The organism is Xylophilus sp. GOD-11R, assembly GCF_033546935.1.
Taxonomy (GTDB): Bacteria; Pseudomonadota; Gammaproteobacteria; order Burkholderiales; family Burkholderiaceae_C; genus Xylophilus.
This window is the reverse complement of record NZ_CP137854.1, coordinates 641,390-665,301: the sequence shown is the minus strand read 5'-3', so window position 1 is coordinate 665,301 and position 23,912 is coordinate 641,390. Positions and strand designations below refer to the sequence as shown.

The following is a 23,912-nucleotide window of genomic DNA, read 5'->3' as shown; positions in this document are numbered from 1 at the left end:
GGCTCATGACGAGCCCTGCTGACAACTCCCCCATCTCCCGACGCATCGTGCGCTGCCCCGGATGCGGCGGCGACAGCGTCTATGCCACCGACAACCCCTACCGCCCGTTCTGCAGCGCCCGCTGCCGCGGCGTCGACCTGGGCGCCTGGGCCAGCGAGAGCTTCCGGGTGCCGACCGAGGCGCCGCCGGAAGACGAGATCTATGGCGATCCGCGTCACAGCGCCAACTGATCCATCGTGCGCGGCTTTGGCCGTTCGAGCGGGTCGATGACGAGGCCCGGGAGATTTCGGGCCGAAACCCGCACCGACTGGTCCGAGCGGCTGATTGCAGCGGTGCTCGCGCCCATCTTCTTCAATGTTTCGCTGGTCGTCCTCTACGGCGTGTTCGCCAGACGACTGTTGTGGCCAGACTCTTTCATCGGATTTTCCGGCAGCCCGGGGCTGCTCGCGGTCTGTCTGGTACTGCCGGTGGTCTACGGCCTGGCGAGCGGCGTCCACGGCGTGGCGCGGGCCCTGGGCCATATGTTCCTGACCCACGACGAACACGAAAAAAGCGGCCTTTGCACGGTCGCCCACTGGGCGGCGTTCGGCTTGCTGGCGGCACTGGCCTTGCGCCTGCTACGTTGAGGCGATCGACGGCTTTCGCTAGCGGTGCGTGGGCCCGTCGAAGCCCTGCTCCTCGGCCATCCAGGCCAGCACCGGAAAGGCACCGGGCAGCACCGGCGTCACCGTCAGCGGCAGGGTCTGCCACTGCATCTTCTGGCCTTCGCGCATTTCGAAATCACCGGTCCATTCGCGCACGCGGCACCAGTGCAGGCGCACCAGGGCATGCGGATAGTCGTGCTCGGTCACCTTCCAGACTTCGGCCGGGCCGATGACGATGCCGAGCTCTTCCTCGAGCTCGCGTCGCAGGGCCTGCTCCACGCTTTCGCCGGCTTCGAGCTTGCCGCCCGGAAACTCCCAATAGCCCGCGTAGGGCTTGCCCACGGGCCGGCTGGTGAGCAGCATGTCGTGCTCCCCACGCAGCAGGATGCCAACCGCGACTTCGGTATGTCGGCGCGCCTCAGTCATCGCTGCGGCCGGCCCGGTCGCGGGCGAACTGGTAGGCCACCCGGCCGCTGCGCGAGCCGCGCTCCAGCGCCCATACCAGCGCGTCGGCCCGGGCGGCGGCGATCTGCTCGGGCGTCTGCCCGAAGGAAGACAGCCATTGGCCGCAGATGGTGAGGTATTCGTCCTGGGTGAAGGGGTAGAAGCTCACCCACAGCCCGAAACGTTCGGACAGCGAGATCTTCTCCTCGATCACCTCGCCCGGATGGATCTCGCCATCGGGCGTGTGCGAGTAGGTGAGGTTCTCAGCCATGTACTCCGGCAGCAGGTGGCGCCGGTTGCTGGTGGCATAGATCAGCACATTGGGCGTGGATGCCGCCACCGAGCCGTCGAGCGCCGACTTCAGCGCCTTGTAGCCCGACTCGCCGTCCTCGAAGCTGAGGTCGTCGCAGAACACGATGAACTTCTCGGGACGCTCCGCCACCATCTCGACGATGTCGGGCAGGTCGGCCAGATCGGACTTGTCGACCTCGATCAGCCGCAGCCCCTGCGGCGCGAAGGTCTTCAAGCAGGCCTTGATCAGCGAGGACTTGCCCGTACCCCGCGCCCCGGTCAGCAGCACGTTGTTGGCCGAGCGCCCTTCGACGAACTGCCGCGTGTTGCGCTCGATCTTTTCCTTTTGCGGCTCGATCTCCCGCAGCTCCGACAGCGCCATGCCCGACACATGCCGCACCGCCTCCAGCCGCCCCGCCCCGTTGGCCCGCCGCCGATAGCGCCAGGCGATGGCGCCATCCCAGTCCGGCGCCGACAGCGGCTGCGGCAGGATCGCCTCCAGCCGCCCCAGCACCGCCTCCGCGCGGGCAACGAGACGTTCAAAGCTGTCGTTCATGGGCAGGGTGTCAGGAAATAATGTATTTCAGAGAACGCAGCGGACCGGCTTTGCCGGTTCGCCAGCGTTGCCCCTGGAAGGGGTAGGCGAAGACACGAAGTGCGTAGCCTGGGGTTTTAGCCAAAGCCTTCCGGTGCGCCAGCGTTGCCCCTGCAAGGGGGTAGGCGAAGACACGAAGTGCGCAGCCCGGGGGTGAGCTCGATCAACTGCGGTAATCAGCATTGATGCTGACGTAGTCATGGCTGAAATCGCAGGTCCACACCGTGTCGCTGGCAGCGCCCCGACCCAGCCCCACGCGCACCGTGATTTCGCTCTGCTTCATCACGCGCTGGCCGTCTTCCTCGCGGTAGAGCGGATGGCGTCCGCCCAGCGTGGCCACATGCACGTCGTCCAAGTGCAGCTCGATGCCGCCCTGGTCCAGGTCGGCGATGCCGGCATAACCGACCGCCGCCAGGATGCGACCCAGGTTCGGGTCGCTGGCGTAGAAGGCGGTCTTGACCAGCGGCGAATGCGCGATGGCGTAGGCCACCTGGCGGCATTCGGCGGCGTCGCGGCCGCCCTCCACCGCCACGGTGATGAACTTGGTCGCCCCCTCGCCGTCACGCACGATGGCCTGGGCCAGCAGCCGCGACACACCGAGCAGCGCCTGGTAGAGCGCCTGGCCGTCGGCGCTGTCGAGCGAGTCGACCGCCGCATTGCCGGCACGGCCGGTGGCGATCACGACGAAGGAGTCGTTGGTGGAGGTGTCGCCGTCGATGGTGACCCGGTTGAACGAGCCTTCGGCCAGCTGCGCAGCCAGTTGCTTCAACACCGCCGGCGCCACGGCCGCATCGGTGGCCAGAAAGCCGAGCATGGTCGCCATGTTCGGCCGGATCATGCCGGCGCCCTTGCTGATGCCGGTGATGGAAACCGTCTTGCCGCCGACCTGCGCCTGGGCGCTGAAGGCCTTGGGCACGGTGTCGGTGGTCATGATGCCTTCGGCCGCGCGTGCCCAGTGGTCGGGCCTGGCGTCGGCGATGGCAGCGGGCAGGCCGGCCTCGATGCGGTCGACCGGCAGCGGTTCCATGATGACGCCGGTGGAGAACGGCAGCACCGCGTGCGCGGGCAGCGCGAGCTGTCGCGACAGCGCGTCGCAGGTGGCGCGGGCGCGGGCCAGACCGTCGGCACCGGTGCCGGCGTTGGCGTTGCCGGTGTTGATCACCAGGGCGCGCACCGCATGGCAGCCCGCCAGGTGCTCGCGGCAGACCTGCACGGGGGCGGCGCAGAAGCGGTTCTGGGTGAAGACGCCGGCGACGTGCGCGCCTTCGTCGAGCAGGAAGACGGTGAGGTCCTTGCGGTTGGCCTTGCGCACGCCGGCTTCGGCCACGCCGATGCGCACGCCGGCGATGGGGAGCAGCGACGCCGCGTCGGGCGCCGAAAGATTCACGGGCATCGGTTTCTCTCCGGGTGGCGCCGGCTCAGCTGAGCTGGCCGTGGCAGTTCTTGAATTTCTTGCCGCTGCCGCAGGGGCAGGGATCGTTGCGGCCGACACGCACGCCTTCGGGCAGCTGGCCGACCGGTGCGGCGGCCGACATCGGGTCGGCGGTGGTCTCGACGCCACCGGTTTCGGTAGGCGCCTGGTAGGTCAGGTTGCCGATGTGCTCGGCGCGGCTTTCCATGGCGTCGGCGGCGTCGCCGAGCTGCTCCTGCGACTGCACCTGCACCGTCATCAGCACCTTGGTGACTTCGGTCTTGACGCCGTCGAGCATCTGGCCGAAGAGTTCGAAGGCTTCGCGCTTGTATTCCTGCTTGGGCTGCTTCTGCGCATAGCCGCGCAGATGGATGCCCTGGCGCAGGTAGTCGAGCGAGGCCAGGTGTTCGCGCCAGGCCGAGTCCATGCTCTGCAGCAGCACCACGCGTTCGAACTGGGTGAACTGGGCGCCGCCGACCTGGGCGACCTTGGCCTGGAAGGCCTCATCGGCGGCGGAAACCACCTTCTCCAGCACGTCCTCGTCGCTGATCGCGCTGGCCGACTCGACCATGGTCTTGAGCGGCAGCGTCAGCTTCCAGTCGTCTTCGAGCACCTTTTGCAGGCCGGCGATGTCCCACTGCTCCTCGACCGATTCGGCCGGCACGTACTGGCGGGTGAGGTCGGTGAAGGTGCTTTCGCGCAGGCCGTCGATCTGCGGGCCGAGGTCGGTCGCGTCGAGGATCTCGTTGCGCTGGGTGTAGATGACCTTGCGCTGGTCGTTGGAGACGTCGTCGTACTCCAGCAGCTGCTTGCGCATGTCGAAGTTGCGCGCCTCCACCTTGCGCTGGGCGCTGGCGATGCTGCGGGTGACGATGCCGGCCTCGATGGCTTCGCCGTCGGGCATCTTCAGACGTTCCATGATGCTGCGCACCCGGTCGCCCGCGAAGATGCGCATGAGCGCGTCGTCGAGGCTGAGATAGAAGCGCGAAGAGCCCGGATCGCCCTGGCGGCCGGAGCGGCCGCGCAACTGGTTGTCGATGCGGCGCGACTCGTGGCGCTCGGTGGCGATGATGCGCAGGCCGCCCTGGGCCGACACGAGGTCGTGGTCCTTCTTCCACTGCTCGCGGGTCTGGGCGATGCGCTGCTCCTTCGTGGCCTCGTCGAGCGTGTCGTCGGCCTCGATGGCCGCGAGCATCTTCTCGAGCGATCCGCCCAGCACGATGTCGGTGCCACGACCGGCCATGTTGGTGGCGATGGTGATCATCTTGGGCCGGCCGGCCTGCGCCACGATGTCGGCCTCGCGGGCGTGCTGCTTGGCGTTGAGCACCTGGTGCGGCAGGTTCTCGCGCTGCAGCAGCTGGGAGATGATTTCGGAGTTCTCGATGGAGGTGGTGCCCACGAGCACCGGCTGGCCGCGCTCGTAGCACTCGCGGATGTCGAGGATCGCGGCCTCGTACTTCTCGCGGGTGGTCTTGTAGACGCGGTCGAGCTGGTCGTCTCGCTTGCTCGGCCGGTTCGGCGGGATCAGCACGGTTTCCAGGCCGTAGATTTCCTGGAACTCATAGGCCTCGGTGTCGGCGGTGCCGGTCATGCCGGCGAGCTTGCCGTAGAGGCGGAAGTAGTTCTGAAAGGTGATCGAGGCGAGTGTCTGGTTCTCGGCCTGGATCTCCACGCCTTCCTTGGCCTCGACGGCCTGGTGCAGGCCTTCGCTCCAGCGGCGGCCGGCCATGAGGCGGCCGGTGAATTCGTCGACGATGACGATCTCGCCGTTCTGCACCACGTAGTGCTGGTCGCGGTGGTACAGGCTGTTGGCCCGCAGCGCGGCGTACAGGTGGTGCATCAGCGAGATGTTGGCCGGGTCGTAGAGCGAGGCGCCCTCGGGCAGCAGGCCCTGCGCGACCAAGATGCGCTCGGCGCTCTCGTGGCCCTGCTCGGTCAGGAAGACCTGGCGGCTCTTCTCGTCGATGGTGAAGTCGCCGGGTTTCTCCACGCCTTCGCCGGTGCGCGGGTCGGCCTCGCCGATCTGCTGCACCAGCAGGGGCCAGACCTTGTTCATGGCGACGTAGGTGGCGGTGTGGTCCTCGGCTTGGCCGCTGATGATGAGCGGCGTGCGGGCCTCGTCGATCAGGATGGAATCGACCTCGTCGACGATGGCGAAGTTCAGCCCGCGCTGCACGCGGTCGCCGGACTCGTAGACCATGTTGTCGCGCAGGTAGTCGAAGCCGTATTCGTTGTTGGTGCCGTAGGTGATGGCGGCGCCGTAGGCCATCTGCTTGTCTTCGCGCGGCAGGCCCGGCAGGTTGATGCCGACCGACATGCCCAGGAAGTTGTAGAGCCGCCCCATCCATTCGGCGTCGCGCTGGGCCAGGTAGTCGTTGACCGTGACCACGTGCACGCCCTTGCCCGAGAGTGCATTGAGGTAGACGGGCAGCGTGCCGGTGAGCGTCTTGCCTTCGCCGGTGCGCATTTCGGCGATCTTGCCCTGGTGCAGGGCCATGCCGCCGATGAGCTGCACGTCGAAGTGCCGCATCTTCATGACGCGCTTGGAGGCTTCGCGCACCACGGCGAAGGCCTCGGGCAGCAGGGCGTCGAGGGTTTCGCCCTTTTCGAGCCGGGCACGGAACTCGTCGGTCTTCGCGCGCAGGGCGGCGTCGTCGAGCTTTTCGAGCGCCGGTTCCATCGCGTTGATGCGCGCGACCGTGCTTCGGAAGCCTTTGAGCAGCCGGTCGTTGCGGCTGCCGAAGATTTTGGTCAGAAAGTTGGTGGCCATGCGTGTGGAGCGGTCCGTCGCGCGAAGGCGACTGGCTCATCCATCCTCAAAGTGAAGGGGTATCCGGAAAAACTGCCCCAATCAGGGCGCGGGCTCATCGGCACGGTCCGGTCAAACGGCAAATTCTAGCCGTGCCGGGCCCGTGCGACAGGCGACTGCGGATAATGGGGATGGCAGGCCGAGCCTGCAAGTGTCCACTCCACCTAGTGCCTTCCTCACGCCTGCCTCCATGCATCGACGCCACTACGCCGTTTCCCTGCAGCAAGCCGCTGGCGAATCGCCGGGCCTGGCGCGCCTGACCGGGCTGGCGCGGGAGTCCGGCGACCGGCTCAAGCTCTGCGAATCGCTGATTCCCCCGATGCTGCGCGCGCGCATCCGGCCCGGGCCGGTGCAGGACGCCGACTGGTGCCTGCTGGTGGACAACAACGCCGTTGCCGCCAAGCTGCGCCAGTTGCTGCCCGCGCTCGCCGCCCACCTGCGCAGCCGGGGCCGCGATGTGCAGACGATCCGGGTGAAGGTGCTGCGGACCGGTTGAGTGCGCGGCTCTCCTTCCCTTGCGGAAGTGACGAACAACACGCAGCGAAGCGAGTGAGAAGCCGGGAGGCCCGATACGTCATTGGCTGTCGGTCAACCGGCGCCACGAGATGCGACGCGTCCCGGTCGCCGACCCCTTCTTCGGCACGCTCACCGTGTTGCCGCTGCCGTCCGAGCTGCGCAGAAACGCCACCAGCGTGCCGTTGGCCGATGCGCCCAGCGCGACGCCGCTGGAGAGCGCGCTCGACGAGATGACCGCGCCGATATTGGTCGCGCCGCTCACCGCCAGCCCGGTGGCGTAGTCGACGTAGTTGATGTAGCTCGAGCCGCCCACGCTGCAGGCGCCGCTGGTGCTCGGCAGGTTGGACACCCAGACCAGCGTGCCGAGCTGCAGTGTGGGGTCGGTGTCCATGCGCTCGCCGGCGTAGGGCATGTCGATGTACCAGCCGTTGGCCGTGCCCAGATTCCAGGCGTAGTTGACCGAACTGGCCACGGTGCGGCTGCCGTCGGCCGCCACGGCCAGGTTCTGGCGCACGAAGCAGGCGGTGGAGGCGACCGTGCCCGGACAGGTGTTGGCGCGCGGGTTGCCGTAGAAGCTGCCGCCGGTGCTGGTGAGCGGGTCCTTGATGGCGTACATGGTCTGGACCTGGGTGGTGCCGATGTCCGACACGCCCAGGTAGGCGCCGGTGCCCACGTAGACGATGTGGGCCGAGCTGCTCAGGCCGAGCTCGGGCCGCGAGGTGATCGGCTGCCGGTTGCCGGATGCGTCGGTGAGGCTGGCCATCAGCTGCACGGTGGCGGTGCCGCCGCTGCCGGTGAGCGCGCTGATGTCGAAGCGCCAGAGGTTGCCGAAGAGGTCGCCGCCGTAGACCTGGGTGGCGGTGTTGTTCTGCGCGGTGTCGACCCAGGCCGAGATGCGCGCCAGCCCGCTCGGGCACGGCGCCACCGCGCAGCCGGTGACCGTGCCGCCGCCGGTGGTGGTGCCGACGCCCGTGTCGAGCTTGCGGATGACCGCGCCGGTGCGGGCGTTGAGCACCCACAGGTAGCCGCGCCCGGTGCCCGGCGACACGTTGTTGTAGCCCGAGGTGACCAACACCACCCAGGTGCCGTCGGAGAGCTTGGTGACGACCGGGCGGCCGTAGGAGTAGCCGAGGTCCTGGTCGACGATGTAGGGCGAGCTCTTGGTGGTGTCGGAGGTGAATTCCCAGAGCATCGTGGGCGCCGAGGGCACGGTGACGTCGAGCGCGTAGAAGCTGCGCCCTCCTCCGCCCAGGCCGCCGACGAGGATGGTGCGCCAGGCGCCGCTGGTGTAGATGTCGGCCTGCACGACGGCGCCGTCGACGTAGAAGCGGTGGGCCGCGGCGTAGTTCTTGTCGGCCAGCTTGTAGAGCGAGGGCAGCAGGGCCGAGGGAATGTAGGCCCAGCTTTCGGCGCCGGTGTCGGCATTGAAGGCGTGGAGCATGCCGTCGTTGGCGCCGACGTAGACCATGCCCTGGCGGCCGGCCTGGCCGGCCTTGAAGGCGGCATAGCCGGTGTCGGCATAGCTGTTGGGCGGCGTCTGCACGTAGGTGGGCTGCGAGTTGGCGATGTCGCCCAGCACATGGGTGCGCGGGAAGTAGTAGCTGCTCGCGGTGGTGCCTTCGTTGCTGCGGTCGCCACGCAGGTAGTTCACCAGGTTGATGCCGCCGATGCCGGTGGTGGTGCCCGCCACGGCGCTGTTGACCTGGGCGGCGGCGGGCAGGCAGCCGGTGCCGGAGCTGCAGATCTGCGACAGGTCGGAGATGGCGGCGACCTGGAAGTACGCCTTGGTCGTGGTGGAGAGCGAAGCCCACTGGAACGGCAGCAAGGCAGCGCTGACGCTGGGGTCGTAGGTGTAGATGTTGCGTGCGGTGGAGGCGAGGTTGTCGAGCAGCGGCGTGGTGGTGAGCGCGCCGGTGGCGTCGGCGCAATCACCGCCGGCGCCCGACTGCGACCAGCTCGCGGTGTCGCTGACGGTGCCGGTGGTGCCGTCCACGCTGTAGCGGATCAGGTCACCAAACCATTTGGCCGAGCAGAAGCGGGTAGCGAAGACGTAGTTGTTGCCGCTGCTGGTGAGGTTGGCGGTGGAGAGCGTGGCCGAGGCCGAGGCGCCGGCCGTGGCGTCGACGGCGTTGAGGAAGCTGGTGAGCCCGCTCTTGAGCTCGGTGGAATTGCTGGCGCTGTAGTAGGTGCCCCGGCCGTTGACGGCGGCGTGCCAGAGGTCGTCGATGGTGGTCTGGCTGTTGTTGACCGGCACCGGCCAGTTGCAGGCGCCCGAACTCTGCCAGCTGCACACACCCGCGGCCAGCGTGGCGCTGCTGGTGGTGGTGCCGGCGGCGATGTCGAAGTAGTCGCCGCTGCCAGCGGTGGCGTAGCCGCTCTGGTACTGCAGGTAGCCCGACGCGCCCAGGCCGATGGTGTAGGTGTTCATGCGCTGCTGGCCGTTGGAGTAGGCGTTGCTCGCCACGTTGACGCCGGTGGCGTTGGTGGCGTTGCCCAGGGCGGTGGAGCGCAGGTCGGTGACGTAGTAGTACTCGGCCACGTCGGCCAGGGTGTTGGCGGTGTTGTTGCCGTCGAGGTAGGGGCGCTGCTCGCTGCCGTCCTGGTTGCCGACCGCCGTGCTGCCGTTGACCTGCGCCGGCGTGGTGGTTTCGTTCCAATAGCCGTCGGTCGACAGCATGGTGTAGTTGCGCTGGCAGGCGTACTGGATGGGGTCGGTCGCGCTCTGACCGTTGATGGTGCTCAACTTGCCGGCGTAGTAGCGACCGGCGTTGACCAGCGAGCGCTTGAGCGGCGTGGAGCCGCTGGGAATAGCGCGAAAGAGCTTGGCGTACCAGGCCTGTTTCTGGCCGCCGGAGCCGGTGGCGTTGTCGGCCACGTTCAGGAAGTCGCTGCCGGTGTTGTTGTTGATGGTCATGAAGCCCAGCCGGTAGTCGGCGTTGAGCGTGGCGAAGGCCTGGGAGATGGCCGTCTTGGTGGCCTGCATGCGGGTCTGGTAGTAGGCGCGCCAGTTGGCGAAATTGGTCATTTCCTCGGCATAGGTGCAGGTGGTGCCGGCGCAGTCGGTGCGGGTGGACGCCTTGGCCGAGGTGCCGGGATAGGGGTAGCTGTTCTGCAGCACGCTGATCGTCGTCAGCACCTGACTGCCGGGCACGCCCGAGCCACGTCCGGGAAAGCGCGGAAAGGTATAGGTGCTGCCGCCCGACGGCGCGGTTTCGATGCGGCTGGCCTGGCAGTTGGTGAGCGCGGAGGTGGAGCACCAGCGCAGGTAGGCCGGGTACGGGTAGGCGGTGCTGGGCGCGGTCTGCGCCACGCAGGTTCGCAGGTTGGTGCCGCTGCAGTACTCGCCGGGAATGAAGGTGTAGTAGTAGGACAGCGAGGTGAGTGCGTTGGTCAGCGAGGACTGCACACCGAAGCCGTCGAGCGGCACCGCCAGCCAGAGCAGCGTGTTGGCCGAGGTCATGGCGGGATAGCTGGTGCCGTCGTAGCGCAGCGGCGGGGTGTAGGTGACCGCCGGGTCGTAGTACTGGCCGTTGAAGCGGCTGTTGAAGAAGATGAAGGCGTTGGTGCCGCCGTAGTCGTTGGCCCAGTCCGGCAGGTAGTTAAAGTCCATGCTCCCGGAGTCGTCGAGCACGAAGAAGATGTTGGGCTTGACCTGGGTGGCCACCGAAGTCTCCAGCGGCGAGGTGGCCAGGTCGCTGACCGCCGCCGATGCCGGCCTGCCGGCCGCCAGCACAATGACGGCGGCGAAGGCCATGGCGATACGGCGCAGGAACGGAATGCTGGTTTTCATAGCGCCACCATGGCCTGGATGTAGCCGGTCGTGTTGCGGGGCCCGGTCACCTTGACGGTGATGCGGTAGTAGGTGGGACTGCTGCAGGAGATGTTGCCGGCGCCGGCGTTGCTGTCGGTGGCCTTGCTGCTGCCGCAGTAGGCCGACGAAGGCGCCGATGAACAGCCGATGGCCGAGCTGGCGTCGCCCACGCTGGTACACATGCGCTGGATCAGGTAGGCCGCGGTGTTGTCGGTTTTCGTGTCGGTGAGCGTGATCGGGGTGGCGCCGCCGCTGACCAGCGAATCCCAGAGCCCACCCCAGCTCTGGCTGGCGCCGGGGTCGGTGCGGGTGGCGATGTAGCCGCGCGCGAGCTGGTTGCAGGCGAGCACCGTGGCGCCGACCGACGCCGAGCAGGCGGTGGCCGAGCCGGAGCTCGCCAGGCCGGAGTTGTTCTCGAGCCAGACCACGGCCGCCTCCACGCCGATGTCGGCGGCGGTGACCGCGGCCTGCTCGAAGGCCAGGTTGCCGCTCACCAGCGTGGCGGTGGAGACGGTGCGCATGAGGCTCACCGCCGCCAGCGCCATGACGACGAGCGCGACCAGCGCCACGATCATCGAGAAGCCGTGTTGACGATGGCGCATCAGCATCCGCCGCTCCCGCCCTGGTAGGTGGGCTGCGCACCCTGCCAGATGGCATTGCGCAGCGGAATGCGTGTCTGCATGACGGTGTAGCGGTAGCGGTCCCAGTTGGTGCCGGTCAGCGTGATCGGCGCGCTGGCCGAGCCGGCCCAGGTGGGTGGCTGAAGGACGGTCTTGGTGGTGGTGAGCGTGGGATAGCCGGTGTAGGCCAGCGTCTGGTCGTACTGCTGGCTGCGCGCGACCACCGCGATCTGCACACCGACGATGCGCGCCCACTTGCAGTAGACGGGAATCGTGGCCGAGTCGGACGCGACGCCGGGCGTGAGCTGGTCGAAGGTGTCGACCACCCCGTCCATCGTAGATGTGGCGCCGGCGATGCCCGAGGTGTCGCGCGCGTACTGCGCCCGCATCGAGGCGATGTTGCCGGCCACCGGCACCCACACCGCTTCGCTCACCGGCGAGGCGTAGCTGGCGCGGCCGCAGTCGTAGGTCAGGTAGTCGCAGACGGTGAGGTCGCCGTTGCGCACCGCATAGGCGCGAATCGTGGGCGTGCTGCCGAGGTTGTAGGCGATGGAACCGCTGGCCAGGCCCGACACGCCGCCGGTGATCGCCAGGGTGAAGCCCGACAGGCCGGTGACCCGCGCCAGGCTCAGCGCGCAGGTGGCGCCGCGCGTGGCCGGCGCCGCGACGACGCGGTTGCCGGTGGCGAACGAGTCCGGCGTGGTCACCACGTAGGCGATGGTGTTGGTGGCGGCGGTGAGCACGTCGCCCTCGGACGGGCTGCCGGAGTTGCCGGCGATGACGATGAGCGTGTCGGTGTTGGTGTCGCCGGCGGGGACCTGCGCCGCATTGATGACCACCGGCGCCAGGGCCGCCAGCGTGACCGATGCGCCGTCGCCGGCGGTGTAGGCCAGGCTGCAGCCGGAGATGTTGAAGGACTGCAAGCCCAGCCCGGCCTGCTCCAGGTCGAGCTGCAGGGCGCGTATCGCCGCCACGCCGTTGAGTTGCGCATCGCCGCCGCCCACTGCAATGCGCCGGCTGGTCGCCGTGCCCGACAGCACCTGCAAGATCACCACCACGCTGAACATGCCGATGACGACGGCGATCATCAGCTCCAGCAGGCTGAAGCCTCGCTGGGTGCGGGGTGACGGATGGGAGCGGCTCATTTGATCTGCGCCGTCTCGACGTACTTGTGAATGGCGGTTTCGCCCGGTGTCTTCCACCAGATGGTCACCGTGGCCTGCACGCTCGCCACCGGCGTGGTGCCACCGCCCGGGATTGGCACCAGTTCCACCTTGGGCGGCATGGCCGCCACGCCCGGCAGGCTGGACGCAGTGACGGTCGAAAGCCACGCGGTGTAGCCACTGCCGGGCGGGGTATCAGCGAAGTTGGCAGCCAGCACACCGGGCGTCCGGTCGCTCAGCCACATGGTCGCCACCAGGTTCTTGGCCAGCATCGCGGCGGTGGTGCGGAAGGCCGCCGTGCTGGTCTGCTGCACCGCCACCGACTGCAGCCGGGCGATGCCCAGCACACCGGTGGCGAAGATCAGCAGGGCACAGATGGACTCAATCAAAGAGAAGCCGCGCTGGGCTCGCACGGGGCCGTGGACACGTGTCCTTAAGCGGGCGCGATCGGGGCGTGGGATGTTCATGGCCGGGCCTCAGCAGCGGGTGGGGTCGGTGGAGCCGGACTGCGCCGGGTCGCACAGGCGGATCTGCCCGGCAGTGCTGACCAGCACGTTGAGACAGCGCATATTGCCGCCCGACTGCGCGCAGGCACCGTTGGGCGAGGTCACCGCGATCGTCATCTTGCCGATGGACGTGGCCGGCGTGACCGTGGCCGCCTGGCGCCCCGCCGCGTCGAAGGTGACCACCGGCTGGTTGCTGGCGATGCTGACCTTGGTGGTCGCGGCAGTGACCGGCGATGCCTGCACCACGAAGGGCGACACCGTAGCGCTCACCGCCGTGGCGCAGGCGCCCGCCGGGGTGACCGAGGCGCCGACGTTGACGATCCAGTACGGGCCGGAACTCGACAGCGCGCAGCTGTTGTCGAGCTTGTCGACCAGCTGCAGCCGCACCCGGGCATTGCGCTTGACGGCCTCGGAGCGGGCCAGTTGCAGGCCTTCGCGCAGGCTCTCGGCGGCCACGCGGATCTGGTTGTTGCGGATCCATTCCGAGAAAGCCGGCAGGGCCATGGCCAGCAGGCCGGCGAGGATGGAGATGCTCACCAGCAACTCGATCAGGGTGACGGCGGACTGCCCGGTGCGTGAACCGTGCCGACCGCGGAGACGGCCGGCGCCCATCAGCAGGCTCCGCCCTTGCTGGTGACCCAGCAGTTGTTGGGCGTGGCGGCCGACCAGCCGGCCAGTCCGGTGACGGTGCTGGTCTTGGCGCCGTCCTGGTCGATGGTGAAGGTGAACGGCGCCATGGCGCCGGTGCCGGTGGCGGTGAGTACGTAGGCGGTGGTGCTGCTGGCCACGCAGGTGAAGCTGAAGAACTTGCCGGCAGACGGCGGCGCCACGCCGCAGGTGGTGCCGCTGGGCGTGGCCGGCTGGTAGGAGCGGGTGTCCTGGAACCATTGCTCCATGCGCACCTGGGTGGCTGCCAGGTTGGCGGTGGCCTCGGGAATGCGGCCGCGCCGCACATAGTCGGTGTAGGCCGGCAGGGCGATGGCGCTGAGGATGCCGATGATCGCCACCGTGATCATCAGCTCGATCAGGGTGAAGCCCTTCGCAGCCGGGCGGAGGCGGATGGCGCGACAGGGTGAAAAGCGGAACATGGAAGGTACCTTGGCCAACGTGGGCGTCAGTCTGCTGCCTGCGTTCGTGGGTTTCTTTTCACTGGGTAGCCTGCATGAAAAGGAATGTCTGCCGACATTCAATATTTCTACAAAGTACCCGCGCCAGACACCACGTAAACCCGGGTCGGCAGCGCGGATTTGTGCACTATTTCTTCTGCGACGGGTCGGTGGCGGCCGAGGCGCCCTCGCCCGAGCCGGGCGCCGGTGCCTGCGTCGTGGGATTGCTGTTCTGCCCCGGCGACGGCTGGCTGGGATGGTCGCCCGACGATGGCGCCGGCGAAGAAGCCGCCGGTGCGCTGGCCGGGGCGGGCGGGGTGCCGCCGCGGTCACCGCAGGCGGCGAGCAGCACGAGGGCGAAGGCGGTGCAGACGAGGCGGGGAGTGGATGTCATGGCGAATCCCGGGAGAGCGGCACGAGCGGTCAGTCTAGGCGCGCGCGCATCGCTTGTGCCGCTTCGGAATGTGCTTTGCGCCATTGGCTGACACGGTCGCGGGCGGAGGGCAGCCGGAGTCGAACCGACCAGGAAACGGCTGGCGTCCCCTACCGGGTTTGAAGCCCGGGCGCACCACCGGGTGCGTTTGCCTTCCACGGCGCTTCGATGAAGCGCGAAAAAACGATTCTAGGTGGCCGGTTTCAACCCTCGCCGACCGGCCCTTGCTCGGTCCACCGCAGGCCGGGACGTATCCAGCGCGTTTCGCCCACCCGGCGGGTGTAGCCGACGCGATCGAAGAATTCGAGGATCTGGATCGCGCGCTTGCGGCCAAGGCCTACCGCGTCGCGGAAGGCGCCGACCTCCACGGCGAACGGTCGGCTCTCGATCTCCGACCGCGCGGCAAGCCCGGCCACCACCGCCGCCAGCTCGGCGATGCGCGTGGCGGGATAGAACAGGTCCTTCACCACCTGGTAGAGCACGCCGGCGCGCGCCTGCTTGCGCAGCAGTTCGCGCACCGCCGACTCGCCGGCGCCGCTGGCCCGGGCCAGGTCGCGCACCCAGGGCGGATCGGCGCCGCCCTCCTCCATCAGCGGCAGCAGTCGGGCGGCGAGTGCCTGCTCCTTGTCGCTCAGCGCCGGCCGGTGGCCGGGGCGGTGCAGCCAGGGGCCGCTGCGCTCCAGGGCGCGGTCCGACGGCGCAACGTCTTCGGCGAGCAGGCGTTCGATCCACGCATGCCAGGCCTGCGCCGGCAGCTGCGCATCGCTGGACTGGGCGGCGAAGGCGATGCGCCGCAGCCGGGCTTCGTTGAGGCCGGGGTCGTCGGGCGCTGTGGCGTGGTGGCGATCGAGTGCGTCGACGATGCGCCGGCGCACCTCGGCCCACGCGGCCGGCGCGAGCCACAGCAGGTCGGCGTGTTCCGCGCCCAGCGCGAATACCGGGGTATCCGGCCCCGCCCAGTCGGTCGCCGGCCAGCGACCGGTGAGCCGCGCCAGCCCGCTGCGGCTGAGCCCGGCGGGCGCCAGGGCCAGCAGCGGCCCCGCATCGCCCCGGTCGACCAGATGCTCCAGCGCGGACAGCCAGGCCATGCGCGCCGCGCTGCGCCGGCGACGCTCGGGCGCCTGCGGGTCGAGCACCGCGCCGCCGCCTATCGTGCGGTCGCCCTGGGCGTTGCGCAGGATCAGCCGGTCGCCCGGCACCACGAAGACCGGTGCGTCCAGCACCAGCTGCAGCAGCGCCTCGGCGCCGGGCGCGAGCACATCGCCCTGCAGCGGCACTACCCGCGCCTGCCGGTGGGCGGCGCCCAGGTGCAGGTGCACCGGCGTCCAGGCGGCCAGCGGCGGTGCATCGGCCAGCAGGCGCGCGCGCACGTCGATGCGGCGGGTGGCTTGCAGCACACGGGCATCGGCGATCCAGTCGCCGCGCGACGCTTCCTGCCTGTCGAGCCCGACCAGGTTGAGCGCCACCCGCTCGCCGGCCACGCCCTCGGTCGCGGCGTGGTTCTGCGCGTGCAGGCCGCGCACCCGCAGGCTGCGGCCGGTGGCCGAATGCGTCACGCTGTCGCCCACCGCCACGCGGCCGCCGAAGACGGTGCCGGTGACCACCGTGCCGTGGCCGGCGAGCGTGAAGACGCGGTCGACGGCGAGACGGAACAGCCCGTGTTCGCGCTGGCGCCGCCACTGCCGCACCCGGGCGAAGAGGTGGTCGCGCAGAGCCTGCACGCCGATGTCGGACGTGGTGGTGATCGCCGTCTCGAACACCGGTGCGCCCCGCAGCGGCGAGGCGGCCAGCAGCGCCTCGATGTCGGAGCGCACGGCCGCGATGCGTGCGGCGTCGGCGCGGTCGGTCTTGGTCAGCACCACCGTGCCGTGGGCGATGCCGAACAGCTCGACGATGGCCAGGTGCTCGCGTGTCTGCGGCATCACGCCGTCGTCGGCCGCGACCACCAGCAGCACATGGTCGATGCCCGAAGCGCCGGCGGCCATGGTGTGGACGAACTTCTCGTGGCCGGGCACGTCGATGATGCCGAGCACGCCGACGCCCTGCCCGGCCGCTGCATCGTCGTGCGGCACGTCGGCATAGGCATAGCCGAGTTCGATCGAGATGCCGCGCGCCTTTTCTTCCTGCAGGCGGTCGGTGTCGACGCCGGTCAGGGCGCGCACCAGCGTGGTCTTGCCGTGGTCGATGTGGCCGGCGGTGCCGAAGATCACGAGGCAGCGTCCCCCGCGATGCTCAGGCCGCCGCCAGCCGCTCGCGCAGCACGGGCAGCTGGTCGGAAAACTCGGCTTCCTGCGGCGCCTCCAGGCAGCGCAGATCGAGCCACAAGGCCTGGTCGGAGATGCGGCCGATGACCGGGCGCGGCAATGCGCGCAGGGCGGCCTCCAGGCGTGCGAGCTGGCGGCCGGCACGCCGGGCATCGCGGCAGCGCAGCCGCAGGCCGGCGCTGGGCAGCGTTTCCACCGGCAGCGCGCCGCTGCCGATCTGGCTGGACATGGCGGCTATTTCCGCGTCGAAGCCGGCTTCCTGCACCGCCTGCTGCAGCGCCGGCAGCAGCCGCTGCGCCAGCGCGTGGATGAGCCCCTGCGGCCGCGTGAACAGGCGCAGCGTGGTGAGCCGATCGGCCAGGTGCTCGGGCGAGCGGTACAGCCCCAGCACCGGCTCCAGCGCGGCCAGCGTGAGCTTGCCCACGCGCAGCGCGCGCTTGAGCGGATGTTTCTTGATGCGGGCGATGAGGTCCTTGCGGCCGACGATGAGGCCGGCCTGCGGGCCGCCGAGCAGCTTGTCGCCGCTGAAGGTGACCACGTCGGCGCCGGCGCTCACCACGTCGCGCACGGTGGGCTCGTGCGGCAGTCCCCAGCGCGACATGTCGACCAGCGTGCCGGAGCCCAGGTCGACCGCCAGCGGCAGGTTCTGCGCATGGGCGATGGCGGCCACTTCGGCTTCGCTCACGCTCTTGGTGAAACCGGTGACCGCGTAGTTGCTGCAGTGCACCTTCATCAGCAGGCCGGTGCGCGGGCCGATGGCCTCGGCGTAGTCCTTGGCGTGGGTGCGGTTGGTGGTGCCTACCTCCACCAGCCGGGCGCCGGCGCGGGACATGATGTCCGGAATGCGGAAGGCGCCGCCGATCTCCACCAGTTCGCCGCGCGACACGATGACTTCCTTGCGCGGCGCCAGCGCACTCAGGGTGAGCAGCACGGCGGCCGCGTTGTTGTTGACCACCGTGGCCGCTTCGGCGCCGGTCAACTCACGCAGCACCTCGTCGACCAGGTCGTCGCGGTCGCCCCGTCCGCCGGTGGCCAGGTCGAACTCCAGGTTGGCCGGCGTGGTCAGCGCGCGCACCACCGACTGCACCGCGGCATCGGGCAGCAGCGCCCTTCCAAGATTGGTGTGCAGCACCGTGCCGGTAAGGTTGAACACCGCCCGCAGCCGTGGCGCGAAGCGCTCGGACAAGCGGCGCTCGCAGGCAGCCGCCAGTGCGGCGTCGGCGATGGCGTCGGGCGCCAGACCACCGGCCAGCGCGAGCGGGCGCAGCATGTCGAATTCGGCGCGCAAGGCATCGGCAACGGCGCCATGGCCGTAGCGCTCGGCCAGCGGCCGCAGGGCCTCGGCGGCCAGCACCCGGTCGACGGAGGGCAAGCGCAGGGCCGGCTCGTTGGGAAGGCTGCTCATCGCGGCTTCTCGCGCCTCAGACGGCCAGTGGCTTCTCGATGGCCAGCAGCGGGTTGCCGCTGGCACGCGCGAACTCGGTGTCGCCCATCAGCAGGTCGAGCGTGATCGCGGCGAGGTCGTCGGCGACCGGGTCGACGAAAGGGTCCTTTTCCTGGTTCACCAGCTTGCGGTAGGTGTGGCACTGGTCGCAGGTTTCGGCCAGCACCGGCTGGGCCGTGTCGCCCTTGCCGGCCTGCTCGGTGCCGGCGTCGCGCACGCCCTGGTAGCGCACGCCCCTGGTCGATTCGCAATGGCTGCATTTCACCCGCACCATGTGCCATTCGCTCGCGCAAACGGCGCAGTGCAGGTAGCGGTGGCCGCCGGCCTCGCCGCCGATGCGCAGCACGCTGGCCACCGGCGCGCTGCCGCAGACCGGGCAGACGGTGGCGGGCTCGGCGAAGGGCACGTCTTTTTCAGCCAGCGAGCCGGCGCGGATCGCGAAGCCGACCTGCAGCGCGGCCATCACCAGCGGTGCGGCGGCAAGGTCTTCTCGGCCGATGTTGTCGGCCAGCACCTGACGCGCGAGATCGTCGAGCGCGGCGTCGTCGAGCGCGGCCAGCGCAGCCGATACCGGCGCCAGACCGGCGGGCACGGCCGCGTCGCCTTGAAGGTCGGCAAGCAGTGCGCGCAAGCCGGCCTGCCAGCCATCGGGCAGATGCTCGGAGGCCGGCAGCAGCGGCATGCCGTGCTCGCTGGCGCGCCGGGCGATGTCGGCCGGCAAGGGCTGGGGCGCGGGCGCGGCGCTGGCCCGCCGGTGCTGCGCATCGACCAGCCGGGCGGCGAAACGCAGGTAGTCGGCGATGGGGTTGCCTTCGGCCAGCTGGCGCAGGCGCGCCGCGCGCTCCTGGAACAGGGTGGCGGGTTGCGGCAGGCGCACCCGCGGGAAGTGGATGCGGTCGAGGGTCTCGATTTCGCCGGGCTGGAGGATGCGTTGCACGGACATGCCCACAAAGGTTGAAAGCCAAAAACGAAGCGCCGGGCGGACCCGGCGCTGTGCGCAGTGAGTTCGGAGGACGAGTCTAGCCAGGGATGGCCGACCCGCCCTCGGGCAAAGGTATCAGACCACCGGGCCCTGGTCGGCCGTCTTGGGCGGCGCCTTCGCATCCCGCGCCAGGCCGCGTTCGCGCTCGACGATCTCCTCGTACCAGCCCGCATGGTGCTTGCGCGCCCAGGCGTAGGTCACCCAGCCCTGGGTCATGGCGCGGATCGAGCCCTTGACCCAGATGCCGGCGTAGATGTGCACGATGATCGAGCAGACGATGACGAAGCCGAAGAAGGCGTGCAGCAGCGAGGCGGCGCGGATCACGTCGATGGGGAACCAGTGGCTGAAGTACGAGCGCCACATCACGATGCCGGTGAGCAGCAGCCCGAGCATGCAGACCAGCAGCACCCAGAACAGGATCTTCTGGCCGGCGTTGTAGCGGCCGACCGGCGGCACGCGCTCCTCGCGATTGTTCAGCACGTCGCCGATCTGGCGCATCCACTTCGTGTCGTTGGGCTCCAGGAAGTTGTGGTGCCAGAAGCGGATCACCAGCACCATGAAAGACACGAACATCACCACCCCGATGAAGGGATGGAGGATGCGGGTCCACGGCCCGCCGCCGAACAGCGCGGTCAACCAGAACATCGCCGGATGGAACAGAGCCAGCCCGGACAGCGCCAGCAGCACGAAGCAGATGGCGGTGATCCAGTGGTTGCTGCGCTCGTTGGGCGTGTAGCGCTCGATCGACGGCAGCTCGTGGGCGCGGGCGAAATCGCGGCCGGTGGGACGCTCAGCCTTGCGGGTGCTGCTGCTCATGGCGCGCCTCCTGATAGTGGACCTGGGCCAGGGGGTCGGTCGCCACGCCGGCAGCGTCGCGGCGCTCGATGGCCTGGGCATCGGCGTCGTCTTCCTCGGCTTCGTTGGTCTCGTTGGGACCGACGCGGGTGTAGTGGAAGAAACCGGCCAGCGCGGTGAGCGCGATGCCCGCCAGCGCCAGCGGCTTGGTCACGCCCTTCCACAGGCTGACCATCGGGCTGATCTTGGGATTGTCCGGCAGGCCGTGGTAGAGCGAGGGCTTGTCGGCGTGGTGCAGCACGTACATCACGTGGGTGCCGCCGACACCCGCCGGGTCGTAGAGGCCGGCCTTCTCGAAACCGCGTTCCTTCAGGTCTTCGATACGCTCCTCGGCCTGGTCCTTCATGGCCTGCTTGGTGCCGAACATGATGGCGCCGGTGGGGCAGGTCTTGACGCAGGCCGGCTCCTGGCCCACCGCCACGCGGTCGGAGCACAGGGTGCACTTGTAGGCCTTCTTGTCCTTCTGGGAGATGCGCGGCACATTGAACGGGCAGCCGGTGACGCAGTAGCCGCAGCCAATGCAGGCCTCTTCGTGGAAGTCGACGATGCCGTTGGTGTACTGCACGATCGCGCCGGGCGAGGGGCAGGCCTTGAGGCAGCCGGGGTCTTCGCAGTGCATGCAGCCGTCCTTGCGGATCAGCCATTCGAGGTTGCCGCTTTCCTCGTTCTCGTACTCGGTGAACCGCATCACGGTCCAGGAGTTCTCGGTGAGGTCGGTCGGGTTGTCGTACACGCCGCTGGAGGTGCCGACCTCGTCGCGCAGGTCGTTCCATTCCATGCAGGCGGTCTGGCAGGCCTTGCAGCCGATGCACTTGGAGACGTCGATCAGCTTGGCCACGTCGCCGGAATGGGGCGAGCGCGCGACCGGCGACGGCAGGGTGGTGGCGGAGCGCCGCTGGATGTCGAGGGATTGCAATGTCATGGGAGCTCCTTCAGACCTTTTCAACCTTGACCAGGAAGGTCTTGAATTCCGGCGTGTTGGTATTGCCGTCGCCCACGAACGGGGTCAGCGTGTTGGCCAGGAAACCCGGCTTGGTCACGCCCTTGAAGCCCCAGTGGATGGGTATGCCCACGTGGTGCACCGTGCGCCCCTCGATCTGCATCGGCTTGATCCGCTTGGTGACCACCGCCACCGCCTTGATGTAGCCGCGCTTGGAGCTCACCTTCACCATCTGGCCGGCCACGATGCCCAGGCTTTGCGCCAGCGCCTCGCCGATCTCCACGATCTGCTCGGGCTGCGTGATCGCGTTGAGCAGCGCGTGCTTGGTCCAGTAGTGGAAATGCTCGGTCAGCCGGTAGGTGGTGCCGACATGCGGGAAGTCCGCCGCCTTGCCGAAGGTCTCCCAGACCGGCTTGAAGACCCGCGCCGCCGGCGAGCTGGTCGCCTTGGGGTTGTTCGGGTTCATCGGGTTGTAGCCGAGCGGGGTGTCGAAGGGCTCGTAATGCTCCGGGAACGGACCTTCGTTGAGCCCCTTGCGGGCGAAGAAACGCGCCACGCCCTCGGGATTCATGATGAAAGGCCCGGCCCCCGTCTCGGGTGCCAGGGTGGCGCCGAAGTCGGCCACGTCGGGGCCGGCCCAGGCGCTGCCGTTCCAGCGCACCAGCGTCTTCCTGGGGTTCCACGGCTGGCCGGCCGGATCGCACGACGCGCGGTTGTAGAGGATGCGCCGGTTCGCCGGCCAGGCCCAGGCCCAGTTGAGCGTGTTGCCGATGCCGCTCGGGTCGGAGTTGTCGCGCCGGCCCATCTGGTTGCCGGCCTGCGTCCAGCTGCCGGCGAAGATCCAGCAACCGCTCATGGTGCTGCCGTCGTCGCGCAGTTCGCCGAAGCCCGAGATCTGCTCGCCGGCCTTGCGCAGCACCTTGGTGGGGTCGGTCGGATCCTTCAGGTCGACCAGCGCGCGGCCGTTGTATTCCTTGGCCACTTCCGCAGGCGTCGGCTCGTCGGCATGCGCATAAGGCCACCAGAGGTTGACGATGGGGTCGGGATACTTGCCGCCGTCCTTCTGGTAGAGCGCCTTGATGCGCAAGAACAGCTCCGACATGATGCGGATGTCTGTCTCGGCCTGGCCCGGCGGCTCGGCCGCTTTCCAGTGCCATTGCAGCACCCGCGAGGAGCTGACGACCGAGCCTTCTTCCTCGGCGAAGCAGGTGGTGGGCAGGCGGAACACCTCGGTCTGGATCTTCGAGGAATCCACGTCGTTGTGCTCGCCGTAGTTCTTCCAGAACTCCGAGGTTTCGGTGGCCAGCGGATCCATGATCACCAGGAACTTCAGCTTCGCCAGCCCGTCGCGCACCCGGTCCTTGTTGGAGAGCGCGGCCAGCGGGTTGAAGCCCTGCGCCAGGTAGCCGTTGACCTTGCCCTCGTTCATCAGCTCGAAGGTCTGGAGCATGTCGTACTCCTTGTCGAGCTTGGGCAGCCAGTCGTAGGCCCAGTTGTTCTCGGCCGTGGCGGCGGGGCCGTACCAGGCCTTCATCAGGCTGACGTGGAACTTGGGATAGTTCTGCCAGTAGCTCATCTGGTTGGCCCGCAGGGGTTTCTGCGTGCGCGTGGTGATGTAGCCCTGGTATTCCTGCTCGGCCTCGCGCGGCATGGTGAGGTAGCCGGGCAGGCTGGCCGAGAGCAGGCCGAGGTCGGTCAGGCCCTGAATGTTGGAATGCCCGCGCAGCGCGTTCATGCCGCCGCCGGCTACGCCGATGTTGCCCAGCAGCAGCTGCACCATGGCGCCGGTGCGCAGGATCTGCGCGCCGATGGAATGCTGGGTCCAGCCCAGCGCGTACAGGATGGTCGCGGCCCGGCCGGTGGTGGCGGTGCTCGCGAGCTTCTCGCAGATGTGCAGGAACTTGGGCCTAGGCGTGCCGCAGACGCTTTCCACCTTCTCGGGCGTGTAGCGCTCGTAGTGCTGCTTCATCAGCTGGTAGACGCAGCGCGGATGCTGCAGCGTCGGGTCGGTCTTGACGAAGCCGTCCTCGCCGAGCTCGTAGTCCCAGGTGGTCTTGTCGTACTGGCGCTTTTCTTCGTTGTAGCCGGAGAAGTAGCCGTCGGCGAAGCTGAAGTCCTCGCGCACGATGAAGCTGAAGTCGGTGTACGCCTTCACGTAGTCGTGCTGGATGCGGTCGTTGGCCAGCAGCCAGCGGATCACCCCGCCCAGAAAGACGATGTCGCTGCCCGAGCGGATCGGCGCATAGAAGTCGGCGACCGATGCCGAGCGGTTGAAGCGCGGATCGACCACCATGAAGTACGCCTTGTTGTGCGCCTTCGCCTCGGTGACCCACTTAAAGCCGCACGGATGCGCTTCGGCGGCATTGCCGCCCATGACCAGGATGACGTCCGCATTCTTGATGTCGACCCAATGGTTCGTCATCGCTCCACGGCCAAACGTCGGGGCAAGACCTGCCACCGTCGGGCCGTGTCAGACACGGGCTTGGTTATCGAATGCGACGAGGCCCCAGGAGCGGGCGATCTTGTGGGTGATGTAGCCGGCTTCGCTGCTGGAGGCCGAGGCCGCGAGCATGCCGGTGGTGGTCCAGCGGTTGACGCGCTTGCCGTCGGCCGTGGTCTCGATGAAGTTGGCATCGCGGTCGGCCTTCATCAAGCCGGCGATGCGATTGAGCGCATCGTCCCAGGACATGCGCTTCCACTCGGTCGAGCCCGGCGCACGGTACTCGGGGTAGAGCAGGCGGTTGGGGCTGTTGACGATATCGAGCAGGCTCGCCCCCTTGGGGCAGAGCGTGCCGCGATTGACCGGGTGGTCGGGGTCGCCCTCGACATGGATCACCGAGGGCTTGGCATTCTTGGCGCCGTCGCCGAGCGAATACATCAGGATGCCGCAGCCGACCGAGCAGTAGGTGCAGGTCTGGCGAGTGACGGTGGTGGCGGCGAGCTTGTACTGACGGACTTCGGCCAGCGCGGTGGCTGGCGAGAAGCCCATGAGCGCGAGGCTCGAGCCCGCCAGGCTGGAGCCAGTCACTTTCATAAACTGGCGGCGGGAGAGTTGCATCGTGGGTGCCTCTTTTTTGA

The 23,912-nt window shown here is 68.6% G+C and carries 20 protein-coding genes and 1 tRNA gene; 3 read left to right on the top strand and 18 right to left on the bottom strand.

Annotated elements, in window-relative coordinates:
• Positions 1 to 5: 5 nt before the first annotated feature.
• Both R9X41_RS03115 and R9X41_RS03110 read left to right on the top strand, forming a co-directional pair.
• Entirely contained in the window at positions 6 to 230 is a 225-nt protein-coding gene (locus R9X41_RS03115; RefSeq protein ID WP_318633439.1) for a DNA gyrase inhibitor YacG, read from the top strand.
• Positions 231 to 266: 36 nt separating this feature from the next.
• A complete protein-coding gene (locus R9X41_RS03110; protein WP_318633438.1) occupies positions 267 to 626 on the top strand; it encodes a hypothetical protein in 360 nt (119 codons plus the stop codon).
• 18 nt (positions 627 to 644) lie between these two features.
• On the opposite strand, the gene R9X41_RS03105 is transcribed toward R9X41_RS03110, so the two are convergent.
• The 4 genes from R9X41_RS03105 to secA form a co-directional block, all read right to left on the bottom strand.
• Positions 645 to 1,070 carry an NUDIX domain-containing protein gene (locus tag R9X41_RS03105; RefSeq protein ID WP_318633437.1) on the bottom strand — a complete coding sequence of 142 codons (426 nt, stop codon included), beginning with the start codon at positions 1,068 to 1,070 and terminating at the stop codon, positions 645 to 647.
• A complete protein-coding gene (locus R9X41_RS03100) occupies positions 1,063 to 1,935 on the bottom strand; it encodes an ATP-binding protein (protein WP_318633436.1) in 873 nt (290 codons plus the stop codon). Before R9X41_RS03100 ends, R9X41_RS03105 begins: the two co-directional genes overlap by 8 nt.
• Positions 1,936 to 2,137: 202 nt before the next feature.
• Positions 2,138 to 3,367, bottom strand: coding sequence for a bifunctional glutamate N-acetyltransferase/amino-acid acetyltransferase ArgJ (gene argJ / locus R9X41_RS03095; protein ID WP_318633435.1), 1,230 nt, complete (start codon positions 3,365 to 3,367; stop codon positions 2,138 to 2,140).
• Positions 3,368 to 3,392: 25 nt separating this feature from the next.
• A complete protein-coding gene (secA, locus tag R9X41_RS03090; protein ID WP_318633434.1) occupies positions 3,393 to 6,155 on the bottom strand; it encodes a preprotein translocase subunit SecA in 2,763 nt (920 codons plus the stop codon).
• 229 nt (positions 6,156 to 6,384) lie between these two features.
• Here secA and R9X41_RS03085 point away from each other — a divergent pair, with 229 nt between their 5' ends.
• Complete coding sequence (locus R9X41_RS03085) at positions 6,385 to 6,690, top strand: DciA family protein (protein WP_318633433.1); 306 nt, start codon at positions 6,385 to 6,387, stop codon at positions 6,688 to 6,690.
• Between the two features lie 78 nt (positions 6,691 to 6,768).
• Here the strand turns inward: R9X41_RS03085 and R9X41_RS03080 are convergent, their stop codons facing one another.
• From R9X41_RS03080 to fdnG, 14 genes are all read right to left on the bottom strand, one after another.
• On the bottom strand, positions 6,769 to 10,500 hold the full coding sequence (locus R9X41_RS03080; protein WP_318633432.1) for a pilus assembly protein: 3,732 nt from the start codon (positions 10,498 to 10,500) through the stop codon (positions 6,769 to 6,771).
• Complete coding sequence (locus R9X41_RS03075) at positions 10,497 to 11,123, bottom strand: pilus assembly PilX family protein (RefSeq protein ID WP_318633431.1); 627 nt, start codon at positions 11,121 to 11,123, stop codon at positions 10,497 to 10,499. Before R9X41_RS03075 ends, R9X41_RS03080 begins: the two co-directional genes overlap by 4 nt.
• Positions 11,123 to 12,286: a PilW family protein gene (locus tag R9X41_RS03070; RefSeq protein ID WP_318633430.1), complete on the bottom strand. Its 1,164-nt coding sequence runs from the start codon at positions 12,284 to 12,286 to the stop codon at positions 11,123 to 11,125. Before R9X41_RS03070 ends, R9X41_RS03075 begins: the two co-directional genes overlap by 1 nt.
• Positions 12,283 to 12,693 carry a type IV pilus modification PilV family protein gene (locus R9X41_RS03065; RefSeq protein ID WP_318633429.1) on the bottom strand — a complete coding sequence of 137 codons (411 nt, stop codon included), beginning with the start codon at positions 12,691 to 12,693 and terminating at the stop codon, positions 12,283 to 12,285. Before R9X41_RS03065 ends, R9X41_RS03070 begins: the two co-directional genes overlap by 4 nt.
• A gap of 87 nt (positions 12,694 to 12,780) precedes the next feature.
• Positions 12,781 to 13,422 (bottom strand): GspH/FimT family pseudopilin, encoded by a 642-nt coding sequence (locus R9X41_RS03060; RefSeq protein WP_318633428.1) that lies wholly within the window; start codon positions 13,420 to 13,422, stop codon positions 12,781 to 12,783.
• The gene (locus tag R9X41_RS03055; RefSeq protein WP_318633427.1) at positions 13,422 to 13,898 is read right to left on the bottom strand and encodes a type IV pilin protein; all 477 of its coding nucleotides are present in this window, start codon (positions 13,896 to 13,898) and stop codon (positions 13,422 to 13,424) included. The genes R9X41_RS03060 and R9X41_RS03055 overlap by 1 nt, the downstream gene beginning before the upstream one ends.
• Before the next feature lie 166 nt (positions 13,899 to 14,064).
• Positions 14,065 to 14,310: a hypothetical protein gene (locus tag R9X41_RS03050; RefSeq protein ID WP_318633426.1), complete on the bottom strand. Its 246-nt coding sequence runs from the start codon at positions 14,308 to 14,310 to the stop codon at positions 14,065 to 14,067.
• A gap of 103 nt (positions 14,311 to 14,413) precedes the next feature.
• A tRNA-Sec gene (locus tag R9X41_RS03045) sits at positions 14,414 to 14,506 on the bottom strand.
• A 46-nt stretch (positions 14,507 to 14,552) separates the two neighbouring features.
• Positions 14,553 to 16,559, bottom strand: coding sequence for a selenocysteine-specific translation elongation factor (gene selB, locus R9X41_RS03040; RefSeq protein ID WP_318633425.1), 2,007 nt, complete (start codon positions 16,557 to 16,559; stop codon positions 14,553 to 14,555).
• A 22-nt stretch (positions 16,560 to 16,581) separates the two neighbouring features.
• Positions 16,582 to 18,018 (bottom strand): L-seryl-tRNA(Sec) selenium transferase, encoded by a 1,437-nt coding sequence (gene selA, locus R9X41_RS03035; protein ID WP_318633424.1) that lies wholly within the window; start codon positions 18,016 to 18,018, stop codon positions 16,582 to 16,584.
• 16 nt (positions 18,019 to 18,034) lie between these two features.
• Positions 18,035 to 18,994, bottom strand: a complete 960-nt coding sequence (gene fdhE, locus R9X41_RS03030) for a formate dehydrogenase accessory protein FdhE (RefSeq protein ID WP_318635136.1) — start codon at positions 18,992 to 18,994, stop codon at positions 18,035 to 18,037.
• Positions 18,995 to 19,114: 120 nt separating this feature from the next.
• Positions 19,115 to 19,855, bottom strand: a complete 741-nt coding sequence (locus R9X41_RS03025) for a formate dehydrogenase subunit gamma (protein WP_318633423.1) — start codon at positions 19,853 to 19,855, stop codon at positions 19,115 to 19,117.
• Positions 19,830 to 20,816 (bottom strand): formate dehydrogenase subunit beta, encoded by a 987-nt coding sequence (gene fdxH, locus R9X41_RS03020; protein ID WP_318633422.1) that lies wholly within the window; start codon positions 20,814 to 20,816, stop codon positions 19,830 to 19,832. Before fdxH ends, R9X41_RS03025 begins: the two co-directional genes overlap by 26 nt.
• A gap of 10 nt (positions 20,817 to 20,826) precedes the next feature.
• Positions 20,827 to 23,892, bottom strand: coding sequence for a formate dehydrogenase-N subunit alpha (gene fdnG, locus R9X41_RS03015; RefSeq protein WP_318633421.1), 3,066 nt, complete (start codon positions 23,890 to 23,892; stop codon positions 20,827 to 20,829).
• Positions 23,893 to 23,912: the final 20 nt, after the last annotated feature.